Below are 24,015 nucleotides of genomic sequence, written 5' to 3'. Positions count from 1 at the left end.
GCCCTGGTCGCGGAGCCGACCGGGGCACCCCGCCGGTCCGGACCCGACCCCCCGGGGTGAAATGCCAGGAATCCTCCCTAAGCTTGAGGAATGGGAGAGGATGTCCGGCTGCGAGCCGTGGTGGCGGTGGCCCAGGCGATGGCGCTGGCGCACACTCCCGAGGAGAGCTGGCGGGCCGCCGCGCTCGGCGCGCGGGACGCCCTCGGCGGGAGCTTCGCCGCCCTGTCCACCTGGCAGCGGGACAGCGGCCGGCTGAAAGTGCTGGTCAACGTGGGGGAGCGGGCGCCGGACGAGGAGGAGTTCCCGGGCGACGAGAGCTACCCGGTGCACCAGTTCTCCGAGATCACCGAGTTCCTGCACGAGCGGTGGGCCAACGGCGGTGAGCCGCACGCCTGGGTGGAGACCGCCGAGGGCCCCGGGCCCGGCCGTCCCGGCTATCCGCACCCCCGGGTCGCCGCGCTGCGCCGGCGCGGGCGGGGTGCCTGTGTGGTGGCGCCGATAGTGCTGCACGCGCGGGCCTGGGGCGAGCTCTATGTGGCCCGGCCGACCGGCGCGCCCCTCTTCGACCGGGCGGACGCCGACTTCGCCACCGTGCTGGCCTCGGTGGTGGCCGCCGGGATCGTGCAGACCGAGCGGCTGGAGGAGGTCCGGCGGCTGGCCTTCACCGATCCGCTGACCGGGCTGGCCAACCGGCGGGCGGTGGACCTGCGGCTGGACGAGGCGGTGGACCGCTGGCGGGTGGACGGCTCCGTGGTGAGCCTGGTGGTCTGCGACCTGAACGGGCTGAAGCAGGTCAACGACACCCTGGGCCACGCGGTGGGCGACCGGCTGCTGGAACGGTTCGGCTCGCTGCTGTCCTACTGCGGGGCGATGCTGCCGGGGACCCTGGCGGCCCGGCTGGGCGGCGACGAGTTCTGCCTGCTGGCGGTCGGCCCGCAGGCGGACGAGGTGATCGCCGCCGCCGACGAGCTGTGCGCACGGGCGGCGGAGCTGGAGCTCGGCGCGGGTGTGGCCTGCGGGGTGGCCTCCACCGGCGATCCGATCGGGCCGGTGCGCTCGGCTCGCCGGCTGTTCCGGCTGGCGGACGCGGCCCAGTACCGCGCCAAGGCGGCCCGCTCCCCGAAGCCGGTGGTCGCGGGGCGGGACGGGGCGGTGATCCGGCTGGCCGACGCCCCCTCGCCGCCGCTCGGCCCCGGCCGCGACCGCCGCCGCTTCCGGGACGCCCCGCCGCCCCCGTAGAGGCCCGCATCCGGTAGTGACAGGTCTCGATTCAATACGTACGCTGCTGAATATGGATATGCACACAGTGGTGGTGGGGACGTCCGGGACCACCGCGCAGGACGTCATCGCCGTGGCCCGGGCGGGCGCCCGCGTCGAACTGTCCGCCGAGGCGCTCGCCGCCCTCGCCCGCGCCCGGGAGGTCGTCGACGCCCTCGCCGCCAAGCCCGAACCGGTCTACGGGGTGTCCACCGGCTTCGGCGCGCTCGCCACCCGGCACATCGGCCATGAGCTGCGCGCCCAGCTCCAGCGCAACATCGTCCGCTCGCACGCGGCCGGGATGGGCCCCCGGGTCGAGCGCGAGGTGGTCCGGGCGCTGATGTTCCTGCGGCTGAAGACCGTCGCCTCCGGTCACACCGGGGTGCGCCCCGAGGTCGCGCGGACCATGGCCGACGTGCTGAACGCGGGCATCACCCCGGTCGTCCACGAGTACGGCTCGCTGGGCTGCTCCGGCGACCTCGCCCCGCTGTCGCACTGCGCGCTCACCCTGATGGGCGAGGGCGACGCCGAGGGCCCCGACGGCACCGTCCGCCCGGCCGGCGAACTGCTGGCCGCCCATGGCATCGCCCCGGTCGAGCTGCGCGAGAAGGAGGGCCTGGCCCTCCTCAACGGCACCGACGGCATGCTCGGCATGCTGCTGATGGCCCTCGCCGACCTGGACCGGCTCTACACCGCCGCCGACATCACCGCCGCGCTCTCCCTGGAGGCGCTGCTCGGCACCCCCAGGGTGCTCGCCCCCGAGCTGCACGCCATCCGCCCGCACCCCGGGCAGGCCGCCTCCGCGGCCAACATGCTCGCCGTGCTCGACGGCTCCGAGCTGACCGGCCACTTCCAGGAGCAGGAGGCCCCCCGGGTCCAGGACGCCTACTCGGTGCGCTGCGCCCCGCAGGTGGCCGGCGCCGGCCGGGACACCCTGGCGCACGCCCGGCTGGTGGCCGAGCGCGAGCTGGCGGCGGCCGTGGACAACCCGGTGGTGCTCCCCGACGGGGCCGGCGGCGGCCGGGTGGAGTCCAACGGCAACTTCCACGGCGCCCCGGTCGCGTACGTGCTGGACTTCCTGGCCATCGCCGCCGCCGACCTCGGCTCCATCGCCGAGCGCCGCACCGACCGGCTGCTGGACAAGAACCGCAGCCACGGGCTCCCGCCGTTCCTGGCCGACGACGCCGGGGTGGACTCCGGGCTGATGATCGCCCAGTACACCCAGGCCGCCCTGGTCGGCGAGCTGAAGCGGCTGGCCGTGCCCGCCTCGGCCGACTCCATCCCGTCCTCCGCCATGCAGGAGGACCATGTCTCGCTGGGCTGGTCGGCCGCGCGCAAGCTGCGCACCACGGTCGCCAACCTCACCCGGGTGATCGCCGTGGAGCTGTACGCCGCCACCCGGGGCATCGAGCTGCGGCACGGCCTGGCCCCGGCCCCCGCCTCCCGCGCCGCCATCGAGGCGCTGCGCGCGGCGGGCGTCCAGGGCCCTGGGCCGGATCGTTTCCTCGCCCCCGACCTGGAGGCCGCCGAGGCCTTCGTACGGGACGGGCGGCTGGTGGAGGCGGTCGAGCGGGTCACCGGGCCGCTGGCCTGAGACCAGGGCGCGTATCCCGGTACGGGGCGTGCGGGGCGGCCTTCCCAGGCGCCCCGCACGCCCCTTCGGCGTACCGGAGCATCACCGGGCGGCTCTCAGAGCGCCCCGCGGGCCCCTCGGCGTACCGCGAAGGCCACCATCCCGGTGCCGAGTCCCAGGAAGGCCGCGCCGCCCACCAGGTACGGCGTGGTGTCCACGCCACCGGTGTCGGCGAGCGCCACCACGGCGGCGGATCGCTTCTCGGTGGAGACTCTGGGCGGGCTGGGAGTGCCGGGGGTGCTGGGAGTACGAGGAGTGGCGGCGGCGGCCACCGCGCGGTCGCGCCCGGTGGGCGGCTGGTCGGCGGTGGCGTTGGCGGAAGGAACGAACCACAGCGCGGCGAGGAGGCTTCCGGCGGCGGTGGCGGTCAACAGCGGTCGGCGTGCGACGGACACGTGTTCAGATCCCCTTGCGGAACCGGAGATTGACGATTGCGCCGATGCTAGACAACACAGCGGGTCGTGGGAAAGTCGCGGTCTCCGGCACCTTACGCTCCGTCATATGAGCGCCTCTGAAACCTCACGGTATGTCCGGCTGCGGGTGGAACTCCTGCTGGAGGTCACCGATCCGGACCAACTCACCGCAGCCGCGCTGGAGCGCGTGGAGAGTGACGAGTTCCTCCCGGACGAGGAGCGTACGCACGCCCGTTCCGCGGTACGCGAGGACGAAGCGGAAGCCCTCGCCTACCTCGTGGAGCCCACCGATCTGATCGGTGAGGTGCCCGGGGTGGACCTCGCCCAGGCGTCCTGGAGCAGCGAGCGGGCCGAGCACGACCCGGAGGCCTTCGCGTGGGAGGAGTTCGACGGGGAAGACGGGGAGGAGGACGGTGACTACCTCGACGAGGACGAGGACGAGGATGAGGACGAAGGTGAGGAGCGCGGCCTGCGGCCCTAGCGGCGGCCGGGGTTCCGTATCGTGGTCCGGACCGCAGGCCGGGGCCCGGACCCGGGCCGGCGCATCCGGCGGATCACGGCGGGCGTACGGCGGGAACCGGCGGCGGCCCGGACGCGTCGATCATGACGTGCTCGGCGGTCGATGACCGGAACGGTGTGACCGGTCACACAGGACCGGCGTCATCCGATCACGGATCGACCGGGATTGGTCCGCTGATCGATCGAGGTTGATCAGTGGCATTTCCCACATCCCGCCCGTGAGGGAACCGGGCGGGTCGATATGGGTGTTCTGTTGATGGGTGACCTGAAAGCGGCCACCGCGTCCGGCAGGGGCGGCGGCAGGGATTCGGCGACGATGGAGAAGCGTGTGATGACGGACAGCAAGCGGCGCAGGGGCTTGGCGGCCGCGTCCGTGGTGCTCGGCGGCGTACTGGTGCTCTCGGCCTGCGGCGGCGGGGACAGTGAGGCCGATTCCGGGTCCGGCTCGGGCGACGGGAAGTCGTCCTCGCAGTCGCAGGTGGACGACGCCGCGGCCAAGGAGACCTCCCAGGCCAAGATAGCCATAGCCCCGAAGAACGGCGCGCAGGACGTCGGTATCAACGACGACGCCAAGGTCACCGTGAGCGAGGGCACCCTCACCGAGGTGACGCTGACCGGCCCGGACGGCAAGACCGTCCAGGGCGAGCTGGCCGCCGACGGCAAGAGCTGGCAGCCCACCCAGCAGCTGGAGCGGGCCACCCTCTACAAGATCGCCGCCTCCGCCAAGGACTCCGACGGCCGCCAGGCCCACGAGAACTCCTCCTTCACCACCGTCTCCAAGGCCAACAGCTTCATCGGGAACTTCACCCCCGAGGACGGCTCCACGGTCGGCGTCGGCATGCCGGTCTCGATCAACTTCAACAAGGCGATCACCGACCAGAAGGCCGTCCAGTCGGCCATCAAGGTCAGCTCCAGCAGCGGCCAGGAGGTCGTCGGCCACTGGTTCAACTCCCAGCGCCTGGACTTCCGCCCCGAGCAGTACTGGAAGGCCAACTCCAAGGTCACCCTCAAGCTCGACCTGGACGGTGTCGAGGGCGCCGACGGCGTCTACGGCGTCCAGCAGAAGACGGTCACCTTCACCGTCGGCCGCAACCAGGTCTCCACGGTGGACGTCGCCACCAAGACCATGAAGGTCACCCAGGACGGCAAGACCGTCCGTACCATCCCGATCTCCGCCGGATCCAAGGACAACCCGACCTACAACGGCCAGATGGTGATCTCCGAGAAGTTCAAGGAGACCCGGATGGACGGCGCCACGGTTGGCTTCACCGACGACGACGGCAAGGGCGAGTACGACATCAAGGACGTGCCGCACGCCATGCGGCTGTCCTCCTCGGGCACCTTCATCCACGGCAACTACTGGGGCGCCGACTCCATCTTCGGCTCGGCCAACACCAGCCACGGCTGCGTGGGCCTGAACGACGCCAAGGGCGCCGGCGACTCCAAGCAGGACGGTGCCTGGTTCTTCGACAACTCGATCACCGGCGACGTGGTCGTCGTCAAGAACTCCCCGGACAAGACCATCAAGCCCGACAACGGCCTCAACGGCTGGAACATGGACTGGGCGCAGTGGAAGGCCGGCTCGGCCCTCTGAGCCCCGCCGCACACACGAGACGGCGGCCCCTCCCGTACGAGGAGGGGCCGCCGTCGGCGTACGCGCACAGGGCCAAGCGGTCTTGCGGGGCTCAGCGGGAGCCCGAGTGCAGCTCCATGAAGAAGACGTATGCGAGGAGCTGCTGGAGGGACCGGAAGGACCGGTGGAAGACACCGGAGCCGAAGGAGAGCTCACCGGCGGCGGGGTTCTGGATGACGCGGTAGACCCAGTGGGAGATGCGGCTCCAGTTCTGCTGGAGGTCCACGTTCTCGATGCCGAGCTGGACGCCGCCGCTGCCGGCGGTGCGGATGTTGCCCCGGATGTTGTCGAAGACGCGGCCGAAACGGGCGGCCTCGGCGGTCGCCTGGATCATCATGACGAGGGACTGGCCCAGCAGGTCCTGGCCGGCCCCGTGGGTGATGAGCCTGCGGGCACTGGCCAGGTTCATCATGGCGCCGTGCAGCCGGGGCCCGTTGATCTGGAGGTTCTGCCGGGTGCTTCCGCCCGGCAGCGCGATGTAACTGCCGTTCCAGGGCAGCGGTTCGGAGTGGACGCCGAGCACGGCGTTGAAGTCCGCGGGCCGCTGGTCGCGGAAGGCGAAGTGCCCGCCGCCCTGCCCCGGCTGGTAGATGCCGGCCAGGTAGAGGTTGTCGGCCCAGAAGTAGAGCGCGCCGACGTAGGTGCCCTCGTGGCGCAGGCTGATCTGGACCAGCCGGTTGGACAGACCCGTCGTCTCGTCCAGCTGCGTCTGGTGGAAGTCGTGACCGGTGTGGTGGTGCAGCTGGTCGATCACCCGCCAGTACTCGTCGTGGGCGGCCTGACCGCCGCCCTCCAGGCTGGTGATGTTCCAGTCGATGACGGTCAGCGGCTGCTTGGGGTCCGCGTGCGAGACGGGGGCCGTCAGGCCCACCATGCTCAGCGCCATGACGAACGCGAGGCCCAGGCCGGTCAGGCGCCTGCCCCGGACCAGCCGGCGCAGCGGATACGGCAGCTTCATATGAGGGGTACTCCTTGCGAGGGTGAACCGGCTCGGCCCGATCGGCCCGCCGGATCGCAGGCTATGAAGCCGCCGTCCGCCCGCGGTGGACCACGAGCGCACAACGCTGGTTCACCCGCGCACCCGAGGCGCCGCGGGTGTGGGAGCTGCCGCCGTTCCCGTGCGGATACGGGCCTAGCGCCGGCTGCCGGCCGCCGGTTCGTCCACGCCCCAGTGCGCCAGCAGCCGCAGCGCGTCCGCCGAGGGGGAGTCCGGCTCGGCCGTGTACGTCACCAGGCTCTGGTCGTGGTCGTCGGGCACCTTCAGCGTCTCGTACGCCAGGGTCAGTTCGCCCACCACCGGATGGGCCAGCCGCTTCACCCCGTGGCCCTTCTCGGCCACCGTGTGCTTGGCCCACATCGCGCGGAACTCCGGGCTGCGCACCGACAGGTCGCCCACCAGCACCGACAGCTGGGGGTCGTCGGCCGAGCAGCCCGCGTACATCCGCAGGAAGCTGACCACCTCGGTGGCCTTGGCCTCCCAGTCCACGTACAGCTCGCGCGCGTGCGGGGAGAGGAACACCTGCCGGGCCATGTTCCGCTCCTGCGGCTCCAGCGCGGCGAAGTCCCCGAGCAGGGCCGCCGCCATCCGGTTCCAGGCCAGCACATCCAGCCGCCGCCCCAGGACGTACGCCGGGACGCCGTCCAGCGCGTCCAGCAGATGCCGCACCGAGGCCCGCACCGTCTGCGGCCGGTTCGCCGCCGCCCGCTTGCGCTTCTTCTCCGCCGGCTTCGCCAGATGGGTCAGATGGTTCCGCTCGGCCTCGGTCAGCCGCAGGGCGCGGGCGATGGCGTCCAGCACCTCCAGCGAGACGTTCCGCCCGTTGCCCTGCTCAAGGCGGGTGTAGTACGCCACCGAGACCCCGGCCAGCTGCGCCAGCTCCTCCCGGCGCAGCCCCGGCACCCGGCGGTGCCGCCCGAACTCGGGCAGACCCACGTCCTCGGGCTTCAGCCGGGCCCGCCGCGAGCGGAGGAATTCGCTGAGTTCGGCGCGCTGGTCCATAGCGCAAGTATCCCTGGGTGGCCGGAACACACACCCTGCCGAGCCTGATCCTGCCAGTGGTACGCACGCTGGTCGTAGGTACGACGGAGGGCTGGGTGGCAGTCTTCCGCGGCGGCAGGGTGGAGCCATGACCACCAACGTCACCGCTTACGCAGCCCCCGCAGCCAAGGCCCCCCTGGAGCGCACCACCGTTCCGCGCCGGGCGGTCGGTGAGCACGACGTGCTGATCGAGATCAAGTACGCCGGCATCTGCCACTCCGACATCCACCAGGCGCGCGACGGCTGGGGCGAGGGGATCTTCCCCATGGTCCCGGGCCACGAGATCGCCGGAGTCGTCACCGAGACCGGCTCCGCCGTCACCAGGTACGCCGTCGGCGACCGGGTCGGCGTCGGCTGCTTCGTCGACTCCTGCCGCGAGTGCGCATACTGCGAGCAGGGCCTGCAGCAGTACTGCGAGCAGGGCATGATCGCCACTTACAACGGCCGCGACAAGGCCGGCGACCCCACCTACGGCGGCTACTCCAGCCACATCGTGGTGGACGAGGCCTACACCCTCCGCATTCCCGACGGCCTCTCCCTGGACGTCGCCGCCCCGCTGCTGTGCGCCGGCATCACCCTCTACTCGCCGCTCGCGCACTGGAAGACCGGCCCCGGCAAGAAGGTCGCCATCGTCGGCCTCGGCGGCCTCGGCCACATGGGCGTCAAGATCGCCCACGCCATGGGCGCCGAGGTGACCGTGCTCAGCCAGAGCCTGCGCAAGCAGGAGGACGGGCTGCGGCTGGGCGCCGACCGCTACCACGCCACCAGCGACCCGGCCACCTTCGAGCAGCTGGCCGGCAGCTTCGACCTGATCGTCTCCACGGTCTCCGCCCCCCTCGACTTCGACGCCTACCTCTCCCTCCTCAAGACGGACGGCGCGCTGGTCAACGTGGGCGCCCCGGAAGACCAGGTCAAGCTGAACCTGTTCTCCCTGATCGGCGGCCGCCGCACGCTGGCCGGCTCGGCGATCGGCGGCATCCCCGAGACCCAGGAGATGCTGGACTTCTGCGCCGAGCACGGCCTGGGCGCCGAGATCGAGCTGATCCGCGCCGACCAGATCAACGAGGCCTACGAGCGGGTCCTCGACAGCGACGTCCGCTACCGCTTCGTCATCGACACCGCGACCCTGTAGTCCCTTCGCGGGCCGTACGGCGTCGATGACCTCCGAGGTCATCGACGCCGTCGTCGTCTCCCGGACACGATGGCGGCACGCCCCGGGGACAGCCGGGGCACTCCCCGAGAGGACGGCCCCGCCATGACCGCGTACGCCATCGCCCACCTCCGCCGCCCGGCCGCCGACCTCCCCGACGAGGTGCTGGACTACATGGAGCGCATCCAGTCCACCCTGGACCCCTACCAGGGCCGCTTCCTCGTCCACGGCGCTCCCCGCACCGAGGTCCTGGAAGGCACCTTCGACCAGGCCCTCGTCATCATCGGTTTCCCTACCTTCGACCAGGCCCGCGACTGGTACCACTCCACCGCCTATCAGCGGCTCCTGCCGCAGCGCACCGACCACCTGGACGGCGACTGCCTGCTGGTCGACGGCGTCCCGCCGGGGTACGAGGCGGCGGCGACGGCCGCCGCCATCCGCGAGGCCCAGTCGGCGGCCCCCGACACCTGAGCCGCCCCCTTCAACTCACCCGCCGCCCGCCCCGCAACACCACCTCCGCGCCTCGGAACGCGTCCCGGAAGCGCCGGTCGTGCGAGACCACCACGACCGCGCCCCGGTACGCGGCCAGCGCCACCTCCAGCTCCTCCACCAGGCTCAGCGCCACATGGTTGGTCGGCTCGTCCAGCACCAGCAGGTCCGCCGGGCGGGACACCAACCGGGCCAGCTCCAGCCGCCGCCGCTGCCCCACCGAGAGGGCCGCCACCGGTACGGTCAGGTCCTCCTCGCGGAACAGCCCGAGCGCCAGCAGCTCGTCCCCGTACTCCTCCGCCGTCCCCGGCCTCCCCGCCGCGTACGCCGCCAGCAGCGGCCGTCCGGTCGGCCGCACCGGTGTCTCCTGCGGCAAGTACCCGACCCTGCCCCCGGCCGACCGCCGCACCACCCCGCGATCAGGCGCCAGCTCCCCGGCGATCACTCGCAGCAGCGTCGACTTCCCCGCGCCGTTCTCCCCGGTGACCAGCAGCCGGTCACCGCTTCCCACCCGCAGCCCGTCCAGCCACAGCCGCCCCTCGACCAACACCCCCGCCAGCTCCACCGCCGACGCTTCCTCGGCCGCCTCCAGCCGCGGGGTGAACGTCAGCGGCTCCGGCGGCGCCGGCACCGGCTCCCGCTCCAACCGCTCCAGCCGCTGCCGGGCCTCCCGCACCCGGCCGGACAGCTTGGCCTCGCTGGACCTGCGGTGCTTGCCGAACCCCTGGCGCGGGTCCCGCCCGGTGGTGGCCAGCCGCCGCGCGGCCGCCTCCACCAGCTCCCGGGTACGGGCCACCTCATCCACGTACTCCTCCCGCCGCCGCACCCAGCGGCGCCGCGCGGCCGCCTTCGCCGCCCGATACCCCTCGAACCCGTCCCCGTACCGGTGCACCGACCGGCTGTCCCGGTCCACCTCCAGGATGGCCGTGGCCACCGACTCCAGGAACACCCGGTCATGGGTCACCGCGAGCACGGTGCCCCGATGGGCGCGCAGCCGCGCCTCCAGCCACCCGGTGGCCGCCGCGTCCAGGTGGTTGGTCGGCTCGTCCAACAGCAGCAGCTCCGCCCCCGAGGCCAGCGCACAGGCCAGCGCCACCCGCGACCGCTCACCCCCGGACAACGACCCGAGCCGCCGCTCGCGGCCGATCGTCCCGACGCCGAGCCCGTGCAGGGCGGCGTCCACCCGGGCGTCCGCCTGGTAGCCGCCACGCTCCTCGAACGCGGCCAGCAGCTCCCCGTACGCATCGAGCGCCGCCGCGTCCGCGCCCGCCAGCGCCTCCTCCGCCGCCCGCAACTTCCGCTCCAGCTCCCGGAGTCCGGCCAGCGACACCTCCACCGCGTCCTGTACGCGGGCGGTGTCGTCCAAGTCGAGGGTCTGCTCCAGATACGCCACCCCACCCGGGAAGCGGACGCGGACCTCGCCGCCATCCGGCTCCTCCGCCCCGGCGATCAGCCGCAGCAGCGTGGACTTACCCGAGCCGTTCTCCCCGATGACCCCGACCCGCTCACCCGGGCGGACGGTGAACCCCACCTGATCGAGCACGGCCCGGGTCCCGTACGCCTTGGAGACGTCCCGAAGGGCGAGTTGGGCGGCCTCAGGGCCGGTGGAGGCATGGGTGATCATCTGTGCGCGCACGCGCAAGGTCTTCTCCTGACGAATCGTGAGAACGATCGGAACCGGGAAAGGGCAAGGCCCTGTCCCGCGTCAGGAGAAGAAGTAGTACGCACCCATACGGCCGAGGCTAACCCCGCCCCACCCGCCCCCGCACACCCTTTTCCCGGCCTCAGCCCCGCCCGGCCTCCTGCGCCCGCCGGTACACGCACACCTGAGTGCCGGTCGGGCTCGCCGTACTGGACACCAGCTCCCACCGCCGCTGCCCGCCGTCCTCCGGGAAGATCGACTTCCCGCCGCCCAGCAGCACCGGCGTCAGGATCAGCCGCAGCTCGTCCACCAGATCGGCGCTCAGCAACTCCCGCACCAGCGTGGGGCTGCCCATCACCAGCAGGTTGCCGTCCTCCTCCCCGGACTCCGCCAGTCCCCGCACCGCGTCCGCCGCCTTGCCCCCGCCCAGCCGGACCGTGTTCTCCCAGCTCAGCCCCTCATCCCCCAGGGTCTCCGACACCACGTACTTCCGGATGGCGTTCATCCGGTCCGCGAACGGGTCCCCGGCCCGCTCCGGCCATGCCCCCGCCATCGTCTGCCAGGTCCGCCGCCCGAACAGCAGCGCGTCCGCCGAGGCCAACGCCGCGTCGAACGCCCCGCCCACCACCTCCGGATCGAAGAACGGCCCCGACCACCCCCCGTGCGCGAACCCACCCGACTCGTCCTCCCCCGGCCCACCCGGGGCCTGGACGACACCGTCAAGACTGATGAACTCACTGACCGTGATGCGCACGGGAACCACTCCTTCTCTTCCGGCTGTACGGCACTACAGACTGCCGCCCCGCGCGAAACTCATCGCCACGCATCGCCGTCGGGCGCGGGCAACCTCCCCGGCGCGCCCGGCAGTCCTTTCCGCTGGACCACATTCCGGATCGAGGGTGGAGATGACGGACCTGAACACCACGGTGACCTGGGTGGACGCCCGCGACCGCCGCCCGGACGACGGCGCCCCGGTAGCCGCCGCGATCACGGGCCGCTACCCGCCACCCGACGATTCCGGCAGCGGCGAGTCCTTCTGGCTGGTGCGCCCCATGGTCTACACGACCCGCCATATCGCCGAGGACGGCACCCGCCACCTGGACTGCTTCGTCGACTCCGACGGCGTCGTCCGGCTGCCCTACGGCGGGGGGACCGAGGAGACGGTGACCCACTGGGCCGCCCTGCCGCCGCTGCCGGGTGGGACGGGGCACGCGGTGCTGGGGGATGGAGTGGAGGAGGCGCTACGGGGGGCGTGGGGCGTCCGGCCTGCCACCTGACCGCCGCCCGGGCCGGTGCCTCAGGGCCGGAGGTGTCGCAGGGTGAACTCGGGCGAGGCGAACGATCCGGCTTGCGGAGCTCCGGGATCGGCTGGGAGATCGGCGCCGGCGATGCCCGGTGCGTGGACTTCGGCGTTGTCGACGGGCGTATAGGCCAGTTCGGATTCCGCCGGAAGCTCCCAGAAGCGTTGAGAGTTGGCGGAGACGGCGTACACCGTGGCGAACCGTGTGGCGAGCGGGGCCGCCAGCGCGGCGCGGCAGAAGCCGACGGCATCGCGCGGGCTGAGCCAGGTCGCCAGATGGCGCGGTTCGCTCGGCACCTCCTCGAAGCTGCCGATCCGCAGGCAGATCACCGAGACCCCGAACTTGTCCGCGTACAGACTTCCCAGGGCTTCGAGGGCCGCCTTGCTCACCCCGTACAGACCGTCCGGGCGCACCGGCTCCTGCGGGGTGGTGCGATGGGCCGTGGGGTAGAACCCGGCCACCCGGTTGCTGCTGGCCAGTACCACCCGGGGGATCGCCGCGCGGCGGGCGGCCTCCAGGACGTGGTGGGTACCCAGCACATTGGCGTCCAGAAGATCCCCGAGCGGCGCCTCGTCCGGCACGCCGCCCAGATGGAGCACGGCATCCGCGCCCGCGAGCGCGTTCTCGACGGCGGCCGCGTCACGGAGGTCCACGGTGTGGATCACCTCGTTCGCGGCCTCGGCCTCCAGGGGAACGCGGTCGAGCAGGATCAGACGGCTCACCTCGCCGCGCAATGCCCTGCGCACGACCGAGCCGATGTTCCCCGCCGCCCCGGTGATGGCTATGGTCCCCAATGCCACTGCGTGCCTCCCCTGTTCGAGCTCCAGCATCCGCGAGCCGCTCATCGGTCCGCCACGGCGGAAGGATAGGGCAGCCTGCTGGGCGCTGGCCGCGACACCTGAGCCCCGCTGCTCCGGCTTTACCGGAGCAGCGGGGCTCAGCGGGCGGCGGACGGCCGGCGAGGTCAGCCGCGGGCCTTGGCGAAGGCCACCAGCCCCGCGAAGCCCTCCGGGCTCAGCGCCAGTCGCGGCCCGTCCGGGTTCTTGCTGTCCCGAACCAGGACCGTGCCCGTCGCGCGGGCGTATTCCGGGGCCCACTCGACGCACTGGCCACCATCTCCGCCGCTGTATGTGCTCTTGACCCACTCCACGGGGCCGGGTGCGCTGCTCATCTCGCGTGCTCCTCCATGATCGTGCCCATCAAGGCCAGCGACTCGTCCTCACGCGTTCCATCGGCCACGTCCGCTGTGCTCGACGTGCCGCAACCGCGAGACCGCGCGCGCCGTCAGCCGGCGATTGGGTCGCCGAGCAATGGGCGCAGGAACTTTCCTGCCTTCTGATCAAACCACTACTGATGGCGCGGTGACAGAGCGCGCACGCTGATAGAGGTTCCGGGCAGCTTGATTCTTGAGGTAGGGTCGAATTCGAGCTTGCATCGTTGACACGGCCTTGTCGCATTGTCCTGATTGGACGTCGGGATAGATGTCCAAAACTTTGACCCACGTGGCGCATGCGCTCTCAAGGTGGCCGATCTCCAGCTGACGTTCGGCAAGCATCGAGAGATAGCGGATCCGGTTCCTCTTGAAGGAGCCATGCCGCAGCCTGTCGGATTCCTCCAATTCCTTGATCGATCCGTGGATGTCGCCCAGTTCGTAGCGAACCTGTCCCGCGTGATAGGTGAGTGAAGACGGGTTGTAGGAACCGAAAGTCTTGGTTTGAGACTCGGCCCTTTCCATCGCCACTTCGGCCTCCCGGAGGTACATCAGTGCCATTGTGCGATCGCCGAGCTGTGCGGAGGCGTGCGCCTGCTGTCCCGCCAAGAAGGCGCGCATTCGAGGACCGGCCTGGGGTGATGCGGAAGCTGCTGCGTCAGCCAGACGCATAGCCGTCTTTCCGTGTCGCAGGTCAACCGCCTGTACGCTCATCCCCCGCAGCGTGGTGCAGTAGGTGAGGTGGTCCTCCGAAGCCCCTGCCAATTCCAGTGCCTTCAGGTAATACTGCTGCGCCAGACCGTGAACCCCCTCATCGACGGCCATGTATCCGGTGAGGTAGCAGAGATCGGAAGCCGCTGACATCATCGCCTTGCGGACTTCATCTGTGGCGTCGGCTCGAAGGTAAGGAGTGACCGTGTTGACGAGGAACGCGGCGGCCATCGGTCGGGCGTGCCGGCCTCCGAATTGATCATCCAGGTCGGATACGCGCTCCGTCATTGCGATGACCATATTCACATCGGCCATTCCTATGCGCTGAGTCTTTCCGGTCTGAATCGCTTCCATTCGCCCCACGACGTCCGGCCACCCGGGAACGGTAAGAGCCACGGAGAACAGTCCCGCATTCAGGACGCTACGGCGTGAGGGGTCCATGTCCTGCCTCCCGAGGTCGGCCAGCCCTTCCACGGTAGCCGGATGGCTGCCGGACTCTTCCGGGAATGCCGGGAATCCCGCCTCGTTGTGCGTGATAGGCCGGAGCAGTCGCCGGGCGAGCACCTCAAGAACCAGCGGCCGGACGGACTCCTTTGGCAGGTGTCCGCTCAACCACTGGTGCACCGAGGGCTCTCGGTACCGCAGAGGGGTCCCACGCTCTGTGCCCAAGCGGTTGACCTCTTGAGCGAACTGTCGCAGCGTCCAACCGCTCTCGCGATACAGCCGTTCAAGTCCGGCGTTCGGCTGTCGTGCCGTCACTGGCCTCAACTCCCGTGCTTTGGACGCTTAAAGCTCTTAAGCCCTGCCCTTCCTCCAACGGTACCGCTGTGCGTAGCGGAGCGGTTGCCTAGTGCGAGGGCGGGGATCACAGCGGAGCGAAGGGTGCTGACATGGACGACCAGCTCAACCACGGGACCAGGGCATCGAGCGAGTTACACGGAGAGTTCAAGCGGATCATCAGCACCCACCCCCGCCATGGTGCGCCGCCTTCGGATAGAGCAGGGGAGGGCGGGCCGGAAGGGGACGCGGTGTCCGTCGACCGGCCCCGCCAGCCGTCGGCCCCCGACCTCGACCCCTGCGGGTGCCCCGAACCGTACTGCCCGCTCAGGCGCCCGCCCAGTGAGCAGCGGGCACTGCTCGGGGCCGACAGTCCCGCGCTGACGGACCTCCGTGCCCGGATCGCCGCGGACCTCGCCAGCCGCAGGCGGCACGGGCTGCTGGGGAGGTTGCTGTGAGCGAGTGCGAGGAGTGCGAGTACCTGCGTGGCTCCGAGAGGGCGGCCGAGAGGGTGGGCGACTACTCCCGGGCCGTCGACTGCCGAGTCCTGCTGGCCCGGCACCCGGACCACGGGAAGCGCCTCATCCGGCGGGAGGCACCGGAGGAGACTGACGAACGGGTCGTCCCGCGCCGCCGCGAGGCACAACCCCTCGATGGCGAACTGCCGCGTTCCCGCCCACTCCCGCCTCGGCGGACGTAGAAGGAGCCAACCACCAGGAGAACGCCAGATGTTCACTCCGGGCACACCCCCCAGCCCCCGTGCCCGGAGCGGGCCGCGGGCCCCCACTGCCAGCACCACCAAGAAACGGAGGCGCAGTACAGACCAGCACTTGAGGATGGCAGCGTCGTCGATGCCGGAGTTCGTCCGATGGAAAATCGTGGCGTGCGGCATGATGTGCCCGATGCCCCGTCTGGGGCCGCTGAGGTGGGAGAACGTGCGAAGAGCACTGGTATTCACGATGGGTACGGTGCTGCTCGTGGCTGGATGCTCCAACGGCCAGTCCAGCAGCGCGGCCAATACGGGAGGCCCGTCGGCGGCTGCGGTCGAAAATTCGCCGGCGCAGGCCTGCACACGCGACGTGCTTGCCGCTCTGGCGCTCAAGTGGCGGGAGGGCAAGGCGCCGCTCGATCAGGATGGCAAGAAGCTGCTTCAGGCGTTCATGGACGCCAACATGGTCGAGATCACTCCGCAGTACCGGATCTTCATCGACCACTATGCCGCAGGTACAGGCCCGATCGCTCTGGCCGTTGCTCAGGGCACGGACCACGAAGAGGCCATCACGGAACAGCTCGGCACCGCTAGCGAAGGCGTCGCGGCGGACTGTGCCGCGGCCGCCGGGTAACAGCGGTCGGAACGCTGGTACAGCGGTTAGCGCCAAGCACTTGTTCTTTGTTCCGGGGCCGGGTGCTTGACCTCTCCTCTCGACGGCGGACGCGTTGTGACGGGGACACGTGCTCGCCTCCGCGGCGCTCGTGAGAGCGGGCCCGATCCACGTTCCTCGCCTGACCCGAGCCGGAAGGGCGGGGCGATGCGGTTCCATGGGGAAGGCGTCGAGCTGCCGATGGACCTCCCAGGTCCGCTTGAGCAGGGTGGCGGTGATGCCCTGATCGCAGGCCTATTCGGCGACGGCCAGGCCGTGGGCCTTGGCGACGAACAGGCTCAGGGCCACAGGCTTCAGGGTGGTGAAGCCGTTGTTCATGGCGCTGCCGACTCCTCGCCGGACGTCTGTTCGATCACCCACCGCACGGCGTCCGCGAGGTTCGCGGCGATGCCCGCGGGCTCGTAGGAAAACCCGTTCCACTCCTCCAAGGCCCGTGGCTCATCGGGCCGGATGTGTCCACCACCACCGTGCAGCGGGCGGTGACGGCGGCGGATGTCCAGCGGCGGGCGGCGGCGCCTGCGGTACGCCGCGAGCGGGTCGTTGCCGTCGATGCGGGGGATCGCGCGGGACGGCTGGTTCGGCGGTCCGGGTCGGGAGTGCTTGCCCATGGCTCCGATGGTCTCAGGCGGCGACGGTGGTCGGTCGGGTCGCAGCGAGATCCGCCGCGCGGGTGCGGACCTCGTCCACGTCGGCCGTGCGGTACGGGCGTGCGGCGTCCAGCAGGGTGTTGAGCCGGGAGGCCACGAGGGTGGAGTCGAGGCGGGCGGCGTCGTCCAACGCTTGGTGGGCGGCGGCGGCGCCGCGCTCGGGCTCGCCCTCGGCGAGGAGGGCGGCGGCCAGGCCGATCCGGTCCATGACCTTCACCCGGTCGAAGCCGGGCCTGCGCAGCCGCAGGGCGTCGGTGAAGTACATGCTGGCGGGTCGGCGCTCGCCGTGGACTGCGGCGAGGTCGCGGGCGGAGACCGCGCGGGCACCGGCGTGCTCGGCGGCGTCGAAGTAGTCCACCCAGGCGGGGACGGCGTGCAGACCACTGGCGACCAGTTCATCAGCGGCGCCGAGGTGCCGCTCGGCACGCTGCTCGTCACCGAGGGCCGCGTGGACCCTCCCAGTCTGGGAGGCGACCAGCGCCTTCGTCGCGGGCATGGTCGCCTTCTTCGCGGCGACGCCGAGGAGACCGAGGGCGTCCTGGGGATGACCGAGGTAGATCATCTGGTGGGACATGCGAGTGACGACCTCCACCCCGCGGTCTGCCTGCCCCGCCTCCGATGCGGCGTAGATGCCGTACGACCAGTACCGCTGGGCGGTGGCGTACCGCCCGCAGTCGTGGCTGACCCACCCGGCCAGAGCGGCGAGGTCCGCGGTCGCCGCGAACACCCGGGCCTTCAGCGAGGCGGGGACGCCGTTCTGGATGCGGCGGGCGACTTCGGCGAGCTGGGCGACGATCGCGGAGCGGTACAGGCCGCCGCCCTTGGAGGCGTCGGCCTTGGTGAAGAAGGTGGTCACGTCCTCCAGCGCGGCGGTGGTGTCGGCATCGAAGCCCTTGGTCGCGCGGTTCAGCCGGTGGGCCGTGCAGCCCAGCATCCGTTCGGCGGCAAGGATGAGCGGGGTGCCGAGGGCGAGTTTGAGGGTGTCGCGGCGGTCGAGGAAGAGGTCCATCTGGGTCCATCCGGCCAGGGTCTGGGCAGCTGCCTCGGTCAGCAGCGGGAGCTGGATGCTATCCAGTGTGGGCCCGGCGGCCGTTAATCCGAGATCACCCGGTGTGAGGGGCTGGCCGACCGCGTCGGAGATCACCGTGGCGAGCAGGGCCGGGACTGGCTGGCGGGGGCGTTCGCCGTCGATCCAGCGGCGGATACGGGTGGCGTCCGGGGCTATCTGCCGGTGACCTTGGCGGATCGCTCCCGCAGCGATGCGGCGGGCGATCTCGCCGTGGGACAGGCCGGTGGCCGCGATCCACAGTGCCAAGTGCGCATTGCTCGATCTGCTCGGCACCGGTGCCTCACTCTCCCCGACTCGGCGTCACGGAGTGTGGCGGTTTCGCCACGGTTCGCGGCACCTACGGTACTGGTCAAAGCTACGACCGGGGGTGGATTCTGCATCTGCGGTAGCCGTCCGGCTATCGGCTTGAGGTAAGGGGAAGGACGAACGCATGGTGACGCTTGCACCCCAGGCTCCGTGGGCGATGAGGCTGGTCACTGACCGGCTGCCGGTCGGCCCGCCGTCGTACGCCGCGGTGACACTCGACGCGGCCACGCAGACCGCCCGCTACACCGACGCCGCCGGTCAGGTGGTGGAGATGGGCAAGCACGGCACGAGCAAGATCACCGGCACGGCGTCGATGTCCGGCGGCGGCGACGGGCAGAAGCCCCAGCCGCAGACGCAGGACGACCACACCACCGACTACCAGTCGGACTGATCCAATGGCCTCCACCGTCCTGGTCATCACCGCGCTGGAAGACGTCACCGCGGACTACGTGATCGCCGTGCTGAACGAGCGCGGGGTGCCCGTGGTCCGGGTCGACCCGGTCGATATCGGCCACGGCCTGATCTTCGACGCCCGCATCAGCGCCGGGGCGCCGGTCTGGAGCGGGCGGTTGGTCACCGGCAGCCGGGAGGTGGGGCTGGGGGAGGTGGCGGCGGTGTACTACCGCCGCCCCACCCCTTACGCCGCCCGGTTCGGGCACCTGCCCGCCCAGCAGCGCGACTTTGCCGCCGCAGAGGCGCGGCACGGGCTCGGCGGCGTCTTGAACCACCTGCGCGGCGCGTTCTACGTCAACCACCCCGGCGCGGTGACGGCCGCTGACTTCAAGCCCGCCCAGCTCCAGCAGGCGGCCCAGCTCGGGCTGGCCGTGCCGCCGACGCTAATCACCAACGACATGGAGCAGGCGCGGAAGTTCGCCACCGATCACGGGCCCGTGATCTACAAAACGTTCCGCGGCCTGCCCTCGGGCGACGACGGGCACACCGGCGCGATCTGGGCTCAGCGCGTGGACCCCGGCACTTTCGACGACTCCCTCGCGGTGACCGCGCACCTGTTCCAGGCGGAGATTGCCAAGACCGGCGACGTGCGCGTCACGGTAGTTGGGAAAAAGGTATTCGCCCAGCAGATCGCCGCGCCCGAGGGGGCGCTGGACTGGCGCCGCGGCCACTGGGACGCCTTGCTCCACGCGCCCATCGCCGTCCCGGCCGCCATCGAAGCCGCGCTGCACCGCTATCTGAGCGCTTTCGGCCTGGTCTTCGGCTGCTTCGACTTCGCCCTGACCGGCGACGGCGACGCGGTGGAGAGCTGGGTGTTCATCGAGTGCAACCCCAACGGCCAGTGGGGCTGGCTGCCCGACGCAGCCGCCATCACCGAGGCTTTCGCCAACCTTCTGCAGAACGGAGGTACGCCGTGAGCACGAGCGGCGACCTGGAGACCGACGCGGCCGGCCTGCGGGCCCATCTGGCCCGCTCCCTCACCGAGGACGGCCTGGGCGAGGAATGGACGCAGGCGGTGGCGACGGTGCCGCGGCACCGGTTCGTGCCGGGCTTCTACCTGCCCACCGACGAGCGCGACGGGCAGGGCCTGACGGTGTGGGAGCCGGTCACCGCCGAGCTCGACTATGACCGCTGGGTGGCCGCCGCGTACTCCGACACGACGCTGATCACGCAGTTCGACGGCGACGAACCCGATTGGAAGAACCCGCAGGTGCGGCACGGCGGGGCGCCCACCTCGTCGTCCACCCTGCCCTCGCTCGTCGTACGGATGTGGGCCGACGCGGATGTGCAGGAAGGCCACACGGTGCTGGAGATCGGCACCGGCACCGGCTACTCCACCGCGCTGGCCTGCGAACGCCTCGGCTCGTCGGACGTGACCTCGATCGAGGTCGATCCGCACCGGCTTCAGCAGGCGGCGAGCGCGCTGTACGGGTGCGGGTACACACCGACCCTCGCGGTGGCGGACGGGCTGCACGGCTACTGGCCCGAGGCATCCTTCGACCGGATCGTGGCCGCCTGCTCCTTCCGGGCCGTCCCGCCCGCGCTGCTGGCGCAAGCCCGGCCCGGCGGGAAGATCCTGCTCACCCTGTCGGGCTGGCTCTACGGCTACGCCCGCGTCCTGCTCACCGTGAACGGCGACCACGCCGCCGAGGGGCAGTTGCTGGGCGGCACGGTGTCGTTCATGTCCGCGCGTACGCACGCGGCCCCGGCGTTCGGCAACCCCGCCCACTGGGCCGCCGGGCTGCCGGAGACGGGCCGGACGGCCCGGCACTCCCCGCGGCGGATCACGGCCGCGACGGAGGAGGCGTTCCACCTGCGGTTCCTCGCCCAGTGTGCGGTGCCGGACGCGCAGATGACCACGGTCGGTGAGGTCGTCCACTTGGTCGACGTCGTGACCGGCTCCGCCGCCACCCTCACCCCCACCGGCGACCGGTGGGAGGTGCGCGAGGACGGCCCCGTGCGGCTGTGGGATCGGATCGAGCGCGTGCTGTCCGCGTACGACGAGGCGGACCAGCCCGGCCCGGAGACATTCACGCTGCACGTCTACGACGGCGGGCAGCACCTGCGGCACCCGCACCTGCCCGGCCTACCGCTGCCAAGGCCCTGATCCGGGCCGACCGGGAGGACTCCGGAGCCCGGGCGGGGAGTGTGACGGATCCCGCTCGGCTCAGATTGTGTTCGGGGCCAGCCGTTCGGGTGGGGGCTGCGGGAGGTGGTCGCCGGCACGCCGGGGACGCAGATCTGGTACGAGACCGTGCGGGTTGTCTGCTGCGGCGAGGCCGCCGAGGCCGCGCGGAAGGCGGAGAACGAGTGTGTCTACGGGCCGTGGCGCGAGCGGGTGGAGAATGCGAAGACGGAGCCGGCCTCCGACAAGCGGATCGCGTACCTTCACAAGCTGGTGGCCCAGGTGGGGCGCGAGCGGTTCGACGCCGAGTTCGAGGGCCGTCAAGGGCACCGGCATCCAGCCGCGGGCCCGATGGAGCGGACGACCACGGTCATCAAGCGGCTGACCGGCAGTTTCATGATCGCCCGGCCGCCCCGCCCGACGCTGGCACGGCTGCCCGGGGAGAAGCGCCCGAGCCGGGTCGATCCCGCGAAGCTCGACGACTGGACCGGTGGTTGGGTCGCGCAGCTCGGGGCACCCTCGGCCGAGCGCATGGGGGCGGGAGCGCAACAGATGCTGTGGGACGTCTCCACCGGTTCGCAGGCCCGGACGGCGCCTGGCTTTGATGGTGGGTGGACCGTCGTACAGCGTGGGCCCGTTCCGCCGTGGGACCGGGTCGAGCGGGCGGTGCAGTGCTGGCAGGACGAGGGCCCCAGCAGGAGGGGTTTGGCATCACTGTCTCGGCTGCGGGTCAGCGGGTATGGCTCGGAACCGAGCACGGGGCAGGCTGGGACCTGCCCATCTGACACCCGGCGGTCCCGTCCGCCTGGACGACGAAGTCGGCCCCTCAGTCGAGGCAGAATTCGTTGCCCTCGATGTCCTGCATGGTGATGCAGGACTCGTTCTCCTCGTCGGCGGTCTGGACGAGGACGCACGTCGCGCCGAGGGCGATCAGGCGGTCGCGTTCGGCTTCGAGGGTGGCCAGGCGTTCGTCGCCGACCAGGCCGGTGCCGGCGCGGACGTCGAGGTGGACGCGGTTCTTGGCGGACTTGCCTTCGGGGACGCGCTGGAAGAAGAGGCGCGGGCCCTCGCCGGTGGGGTCGGTGCAGGCGAACCAGGAGTCCCGTTCCGCGGGGGGCTGGGCCTGGCGGTAGGCGTCCCAGGTGGGGAAGGGCTCCGGCGGTGCCGGTACGGCGTAGCCGAGCACCTCGCACCAGAAGCGGGCGAGGCGCTCGGGTTCGGCGCAGTCGAAGGTGACCTGGATCTTTCGGAGCGTCGGCATCGGCGCACCTTAACAAGGGCGCCGGCGCGGGCCCAGCGGGTTTCAGCCGTCGGCGCGGACCACGCCGATGGGGCAGGAGACGCCGGTGCCGCCGATGCCGCAGTAGCCGCCGGGGTTCTTGTCCAGGTACTGCTGGTGGTAGCCCTCCGCCGGGTAGAAGGCGCGGTCGGAGGCGGGGAGGATCTCGGTGGTGATCTCGCCGTAGCCGGAGCCGTTCAGCACCTGCTGGTAGGCGTCGCGGGAGGCGGCGGCCTCGGCGGCCTGATCGGGGGAGTGGGTGTAGATCGCCGAGCGGTACTGGGTACCCACGTCGTTGCCCTGGCGGAAGCCCTGGGTGGGGTCGTGCGACTCCCAGAAGAGCTTGAGGAGGGCGGTGTACGGGACGAGGGCCGGGTCGAAGACCACGCGGACCACCTCGGTGTGGCCGGTCTGGCCCGAGCAGACCTCCTCGTAGGTGGGGTGCTCGGTGTAGCCGCCCTGGTAGCCGACCAGCGTGGTCCACACGCCCTCGGTCTCCCAGAACTTGCGCTCGGCGCCCCAGAAGCAGCCCAGCGCGAAGTCGGCCACCTGGAGGCCGGAGGGGTAGGGGCCCAGGAGCGGGTTGCCGAGGACGGTGTGCTGGGAGGGGACGGCGAACGCCGGCTCGGGGCGGCCGCGCAGGGCCTGGTCAGGGGTGGGGAGCACGGGGGTGCGGCCGAACAGCATGATCGGGTCTCTCCTTCGCACGGGTGGCGGCATGAAGGGGAACGCCCCGGCGGGGAGGGGAATTCCTCCGGCCGGGGCGTTCTGGTGGACGGGATCAGTGGGAGAGGGTGGCGGGGCTGCCGCCGTTGGCCTCGTAGCCGGCGACGGCGAGGGCACGGTAGACGGCGTACTCGGCGGCCGGGTCGCTGCTCAGCGTCCAGGGCAGGGCGCCGATGTGGCCGTCCACGTGGACCAGCTGGTGCATCGCCTCCGACCAGCGCTCGGCGCGTACCAGGAAGTGGACGAGAAGGTGGCGGACGTGCGCCGACATCGGGTCGTCCGGGCGGGCCGAGTGCACCGCGTACATCGCGCCGCCCATCGCCTTGGAGACGGTCTCGGTGTTGAAGAAGTCCTGCACCATGACCACGTCGGGCAGGTGCTCGAAGACGGCGAAGAGGGGGAGCGCGGCGAGGAGGGAGCCCTGGGGCGCGCGGGCGGCGGCGGCCGTGGCGAAGCGGTCGGCGTCCTGCCGGGAGCCGTGCCACTTCTCGCACCAGTAGTGCAGCGCCGCCAGATGGGCGCCCATGTGCTGCGGCGCCCGGTCGATGATCTTGGCCCAGAGCTGGTCGAACTGCTCGGGGGTATAGGCGAGGCCGCGGGCCACGGCCAGCTCGGTGATGTAGGGGACGGGATCGCCGGGGGCCAGCAGCCCGGCCTGGCCGCAGACCTCGCGGGCCTCCTCCAGGATGATCCGGAAGTCGTCACTGCCGACCGAGGACGACCGCCAGGCCTGCTGCACCAGGAACTCCGCGTGCACCGCGGCCCCACCGGCGTCCTTCGGCTGCTCCGCCCGCCAGGCCCGCAGCCAGGAGCCGCCCTCGCCCGGCCGCTGCTGGAGCTCCAGCGAGGCCGCGCCCGCGAAGGCCTGCACCCGCTGCCAGCGCACCTCCCCTTCCTTGGGGGTGCCCGCGAGCAGCTGGGCCGCCGCCCGCCAGTCCTGGGTGCGCTGCACCAGGTCGAGGACGTCCAGCAGGTCCTGGTCCGGGCCCGGCATACGGATGTCCAGCTCCTCCTGGCGCACGAAGCCGTAGGCGCTCGGGTCGGCCGCGTCCGGGGAACCCGGCTCGGCCAGCCGGATACCGCCGCGGCGGCGCCTCAGCCAGGTCGCCAGGATGACGCCCAGCAGGCCCAGCGCGAAAAGGAACCAGAGAAAGTCCACCATGCATTCATTGTCCCGGATGGGGATGAGAGCGGGGACGGGGCCTGGGGGGCGGATGGATGGGGGGAGGGGGATGGAGGGGTCACCGTGCTGCCC

At 71.4% G+C, this 24,015-nt stretch carries 24 protein-coding genes; 11 read left to right on the top strand and 13 right to left on the bottom strand.

The features are described 5' to 3' along the window. Positions 1 to 90: 90 nt before the first annotated feature. On the top strand, positions 91 to 1,239 hold the full coding sequence (locus tag M1O15_RS26885) for a GGDEF domain-containing protein (RefSeq protein WP_248636777.1): 1,149 nt from the start codon (positions 91 to 93) through the stop codon (positions 1,237 to 1,239). A 58-nt stretch (positions 1,240 to 1,297) separates the two neighbouring features. Continuing rightward, the gene (gene hutH, locus M1O15_RS26880) at positions 1,298 to 2,851 is read left to right on the top strand and encodes a histidine ammonia-lyase (protein ID WP_248636840.1); all 1,554 of its coding nucleotides are present in this window, start codon (positions 1,298 to 1,300) and stop codon (positions 2,849 to 2,851) included. A 95-nt stretch (positions 2,852 to 2,946) separates the two neighbouring features. Here the strand turns inward: hutH and M1O15_RS26875 are convergent, their stop codons facing one another. Continuing rightward, complete coding sequence (locus M1O15_RS26875; protein ID WP_248636776.1) at positions 2,947 to 3,285, bottom strand: hypothetical protein; 339 nt, start codon at positions 3,283 to 3,285, stop codon at positions 2,947 to 2,949. Positions 3,286 to 3,391: 106 nt separating this feature from the next. Between M1O15_RS26875 and M1O15_RS26870 the strand changes: the two genes are divergently transcribed. Next, positions 3,392 to 3,784, top strand: a complete 393-nt coding sequence (locus M1O15_RS26870; protein WP_248636775.1) for a hypothetical protein — start codon at positions 3,392 to 3,394, stop codon at positions 3,782 to 3,784. A 354-nt stretch (positions 3,785 to 4,138) separates the two neighbouring features. Continuing rightward, positions 4,139 to 5,416 carry a L,D-transpeptidase gene (locus M1O15_RS26865; RefSeq protein WP_248636774.1) on the top strand — a complete coding sequence of 426 codons (1,278 nt, stop codon included), beginning with the start codon at positions 4,139 to 4,141 and terminating at the stop codon, positions 5,414 to 5,416. 91 nt (positions 5,417 to 5,507) lie between these two features. On the opposite strand, the gene M1O15_RS26860 is transcribed toward M1O15_RS26865, so the two are convergent. After that, entirely contained in the window at positions 5,508 to 6,413 is a 906-nt protein-coding gene (locus M1O15_RS26860; RefSeq protein ID WP_248636773.1) for a ribosome-inactivating family protein, read from the bottom strand. 174 nt (positions 6,414 to 6,587) lie between these two features. Continuing rightward, positions 6,588 to 7,454 carry a helix-turn-helix domain-containing protein gene (locus tag M1O15_RS26855; protein ID WP_248636772.1) on the bottom strand — a complete coding sequence of 289 codons (867 nt, stop codon included), beginning with the start codon at positions 7,452 to 7,454 and terminating at the stop codon, positions 6,588 to 6,590. A gap of 127 nt (positions 7,455 to 7,581) precedes the next feature. Here M1O15_RS26855 and M1O15_RS26850 point away from each other — a divergent pair, with 127 nt between their 5' ends. Then, positions 7,582 to 8,625, top strand: coding sequence for an NAD(P)-dependent alcohol dehydrogenase (locus M1O15_RS26850; protein ID WP_248636771.1), 1,044 nt, complete (start codon positions 7,582 to 7,584; stop codon positions 8,623 to 8,625). A 123-nt stretch (positions 8,626 to 8,748) separates the two neighbouring features. Next, positions 8,749 to 9,114 (top strand): DUF1330 domain-containing protein, encoded by a 366-nt coding sequence (locus M1O15_RS26845; RefSeq protein WP_248636770.1) that lies wholly within the window; start codon positions 8,749 to 8,751, stop codon positions 9,112 to 9,114. Positions 9,115 to 9,124: 10 nt separating this feature from the next. On the opposite strand, the gene abc-f is transcribed toward M1O15_RS26845, so the two are convergent. After that, positions 9,125 to 10,756, bottom strand: coding sequence for a ribosomal protection-like ABC-F family protein (gene abc-f / locus M1O15_RS26840; RefSeq protein ID WP_248636839.1), 1,632 nt, complete (start codon positions 10,754 to 10,756; stop codon positions 9,125 to 9,127). Positions 10,757 to 10,916: 160 nt separating this feature from the next. Next, a complete protein-coding gene (locus M1O15_RS26835; RefSeq protein WP_248636769.1) occupies positions 10,917 to 11,528 on the bottom strand; it encodes a dihydrofolate reductase family protein in 612 nt (203 codons plus the stop codon). A gap of 151 nt (positions 11,529 to 11,679) precedes the next feature. Here M1O15_RS26835 and M1O15_RS26830 point away from each other — a divergent pair, with 151 nt between their 5' ends. Beyond that, positions 11,680 to 12,051, top strand: coding sequence for an AQJ64_40280 family protein (locus M1O15_RS26830; protein WP_248636768.1), 372 nt, complete (start codon positions 11,680 to 11,682; stop codon positions 12,049 to 12,051). 20 nt (positions 12,052 to 12,071) lie between these two features. On the opposite strand, the gene M1O15_RS26825 is transcribed toward M1O15_RS26830, so the two are convergent. The 3 genes from M1O15_RS26825 to M1O15_RS26815 all read right to left on the bottom strand — a co-directional run bounded on the left by M1O15_RS26825 (position 12,072) and on the right by M1O15_RS26815 (position 14,755). Next, positions 12,072 to 12,905, bottom strand: a complete 834-nt coding sequence (locus M1O15_RS26825) for an NAD-dependent epimerase/dehydratase family protein (protein WP_248636767.1) — start codon at positions 12,903 to 12,905, stop codon at positions 12,072 to 12,074. 134 nt (positions 12,906 to 13,039) lie between these two features. After that, positions 13,040 to 13,246, bottom strand: a complete 207-nt coding sequence (locus tag M1O15_RS26820; RefSeq protein ID WP_248636766.1) for a DUF397 domain-containing protein — start codon at positions 13,244 to 13,246, stop codon at positions 13,040 to 13,042. A gap of 168 nt (positions 13,247 to 13,414) precedes the next feature. Next, a complete protein-coding gene (locus M1O15_RS26815) occupies positions 13,415 to 14,755 on the bottom strand; it encodes a tetratricopeptide repeat protein (RefSeq protein ID WP_248636765.1) in 1,341 nt (446 codons plus the stop codon). An 869-nt stretch (positions 14,756 to 15,624) separates the two neighbouring features. On the opposite strand from M1O15_RS26815, the gene M1O15_RS26810 reads away from it, so the two are divergent. After that, the gene (locus M1O15_RS26810; RefSeq protein ID WP_248636764.1) at positions 15,625 to 16,116 is read left to right on the top strand and encodes a hypothetical protein; all 492 of its coding nucleotides are present in this window, start codon (positions 15,625 to 15,627) and stop codon (positions 16,114 to 16,116) included. Positions 16,117 to 16,469: 353 nt separating this feature from the next. On the opposite strand, the gene M1O15_RS26805 is transcribed toward M1O15_RS26810, so the two are convergent. Continuing rightward, the gene (locus M1O15_RS26805; protein ID WP_248636763.1) at positions 16,470 to 16,763 is read right to left on the bottom strand and encodes a DUF6087 family protein; all 294 of its coding nucleotides are present in this window, start codon (positions 16,761 to 16,763) and stop codon (positions 16,470 to 16,472) included. Between the two features lie 13 nt (positions 16,764 to 16,776). Beyond that, positions 16,777 to 18,117, bottom strand: a complete 1,341-nt coding sequence (locus M1O15_RS26800) for an NsdA family TPR-like regulatory protein (protein ID WP_248636762.1) — start codon at positions 18,115 to 18,117, stop codon at positions 16,777 to 16,779. Positions 18,118 to 18,334: 217 nt separating this feature from the next. Between M1O15_RS26800 and M1O15_RS26795 the strand changes: the two genes are divergently transcribed. From M1O15_RS26795 to tgmC, 3 genes are read left to right on the top strand one after another with little or no spacing between them, the layout of a single operon-like run. Continuing rightward, on the top strand, positions 18,335 to 18,568 hold the full coding sequence (locus M1O15_RS26795; RefSeq protein ID WP_248636761.1) for a putative ATP-grasp-modified RiPP: 234 nt from the start codon (positions 18,335 to 18,337) through the stop codon (positions 18,566 to 18,568). A 4-nt stretch (positions 18,569 to 18,572) separates the two neighbouring features. Then, positions 18,573 to 19,547, top strand: a complete 975-nt coding sequence (gene tgmB, locus M1O15_RS26790) for an ATP-grasp ribosomal peptide maturase (protein WP_248636759.1) — start codon at positions 18,573 to 18,575, stop codon at positions 19,545 to 19,547. Then, positions 19,544 to 20,737 carry an ATP-grasp peptide maturase system methyltransferase gene (gene tgmC, locus M1O15_RS26785; protein WP_248636758.1) on the top strand — a complete coding sequence of 398 codons (1,194 nt, stop codon included), beginning with the start codon at positions 19,544 to 19,546 and terminating at the stop codon, positions 20,735 to 20,737. Before tgmB ends, tgmC begins: the two co-directional genes overlap by 4 nt. 844 nt (positions 20,738 to 21,581) lie before the next feature. Here tgmC and M1O15_RS26775 read toward each other — a convergent pair. The 3 genes from M1O15_RS26775 to M1O15_RS26765 all read right to left on the bottom strand — a co-directional run bounded on the left by M1O15_RS26775 (position 21,582) and on the right by M1O15_RS26765 (position 23,919). Continuing rightward, positions 21,582 to 22,016: a VOC family protein gene (locus M1O15_RS26775; RefSeq protein ID WP_248636757.1), complete on the bottom strand. Its 435-nt coding sequence runs from the start codon at positions 22,014 to 22,016 to the stop codon at positions 21,582 to 21,584. A gap of 42 nt (positions 22,017 to 22,058) precedes the next feature. Next, positions 22,059 to 22,724 carry a peptide-methionine (S)-S-oxide reductase MsrA gene (msrA, locus tag M1O15_RS26770; protein ID WP_248636838.1) on the bottom strand — a complete coding sequence of 222 codons (666 nt, stop codon included), beginning with the start codon at positions 22,722 to 22,724 and terminating at the stop codon, positions 22,059 to 22,061. Positions 22,725 to 22,815: 91 nt separating this feature from the next. Next, positions 22,816 to 23,919, bottom strand: coding sequence for a hypothetical protein (locus M1O15_RS26765; RefSeq protein WP_248636837.1), 1,104 nt, complete (start codon positions 23,917 to 23,919; stop codon positions 22,816 to 22,818). Positions 23,920 to 24,015 lie beyond the last annotated feature (96 nt).

The organism is Streptomyces lichenis (assembly GCF_023218175.1).
In the GTDB taxonomy this organism is placed as follows: Bacteria; Actinomycetota; Actinomycetes; order Streptomycetales; family Streptomycetaceae; genus Streptomyces; species Streptomyces lichenis.
This window is presented reverse-complemented; position numbering and strand designations above follow the sequence as displayed.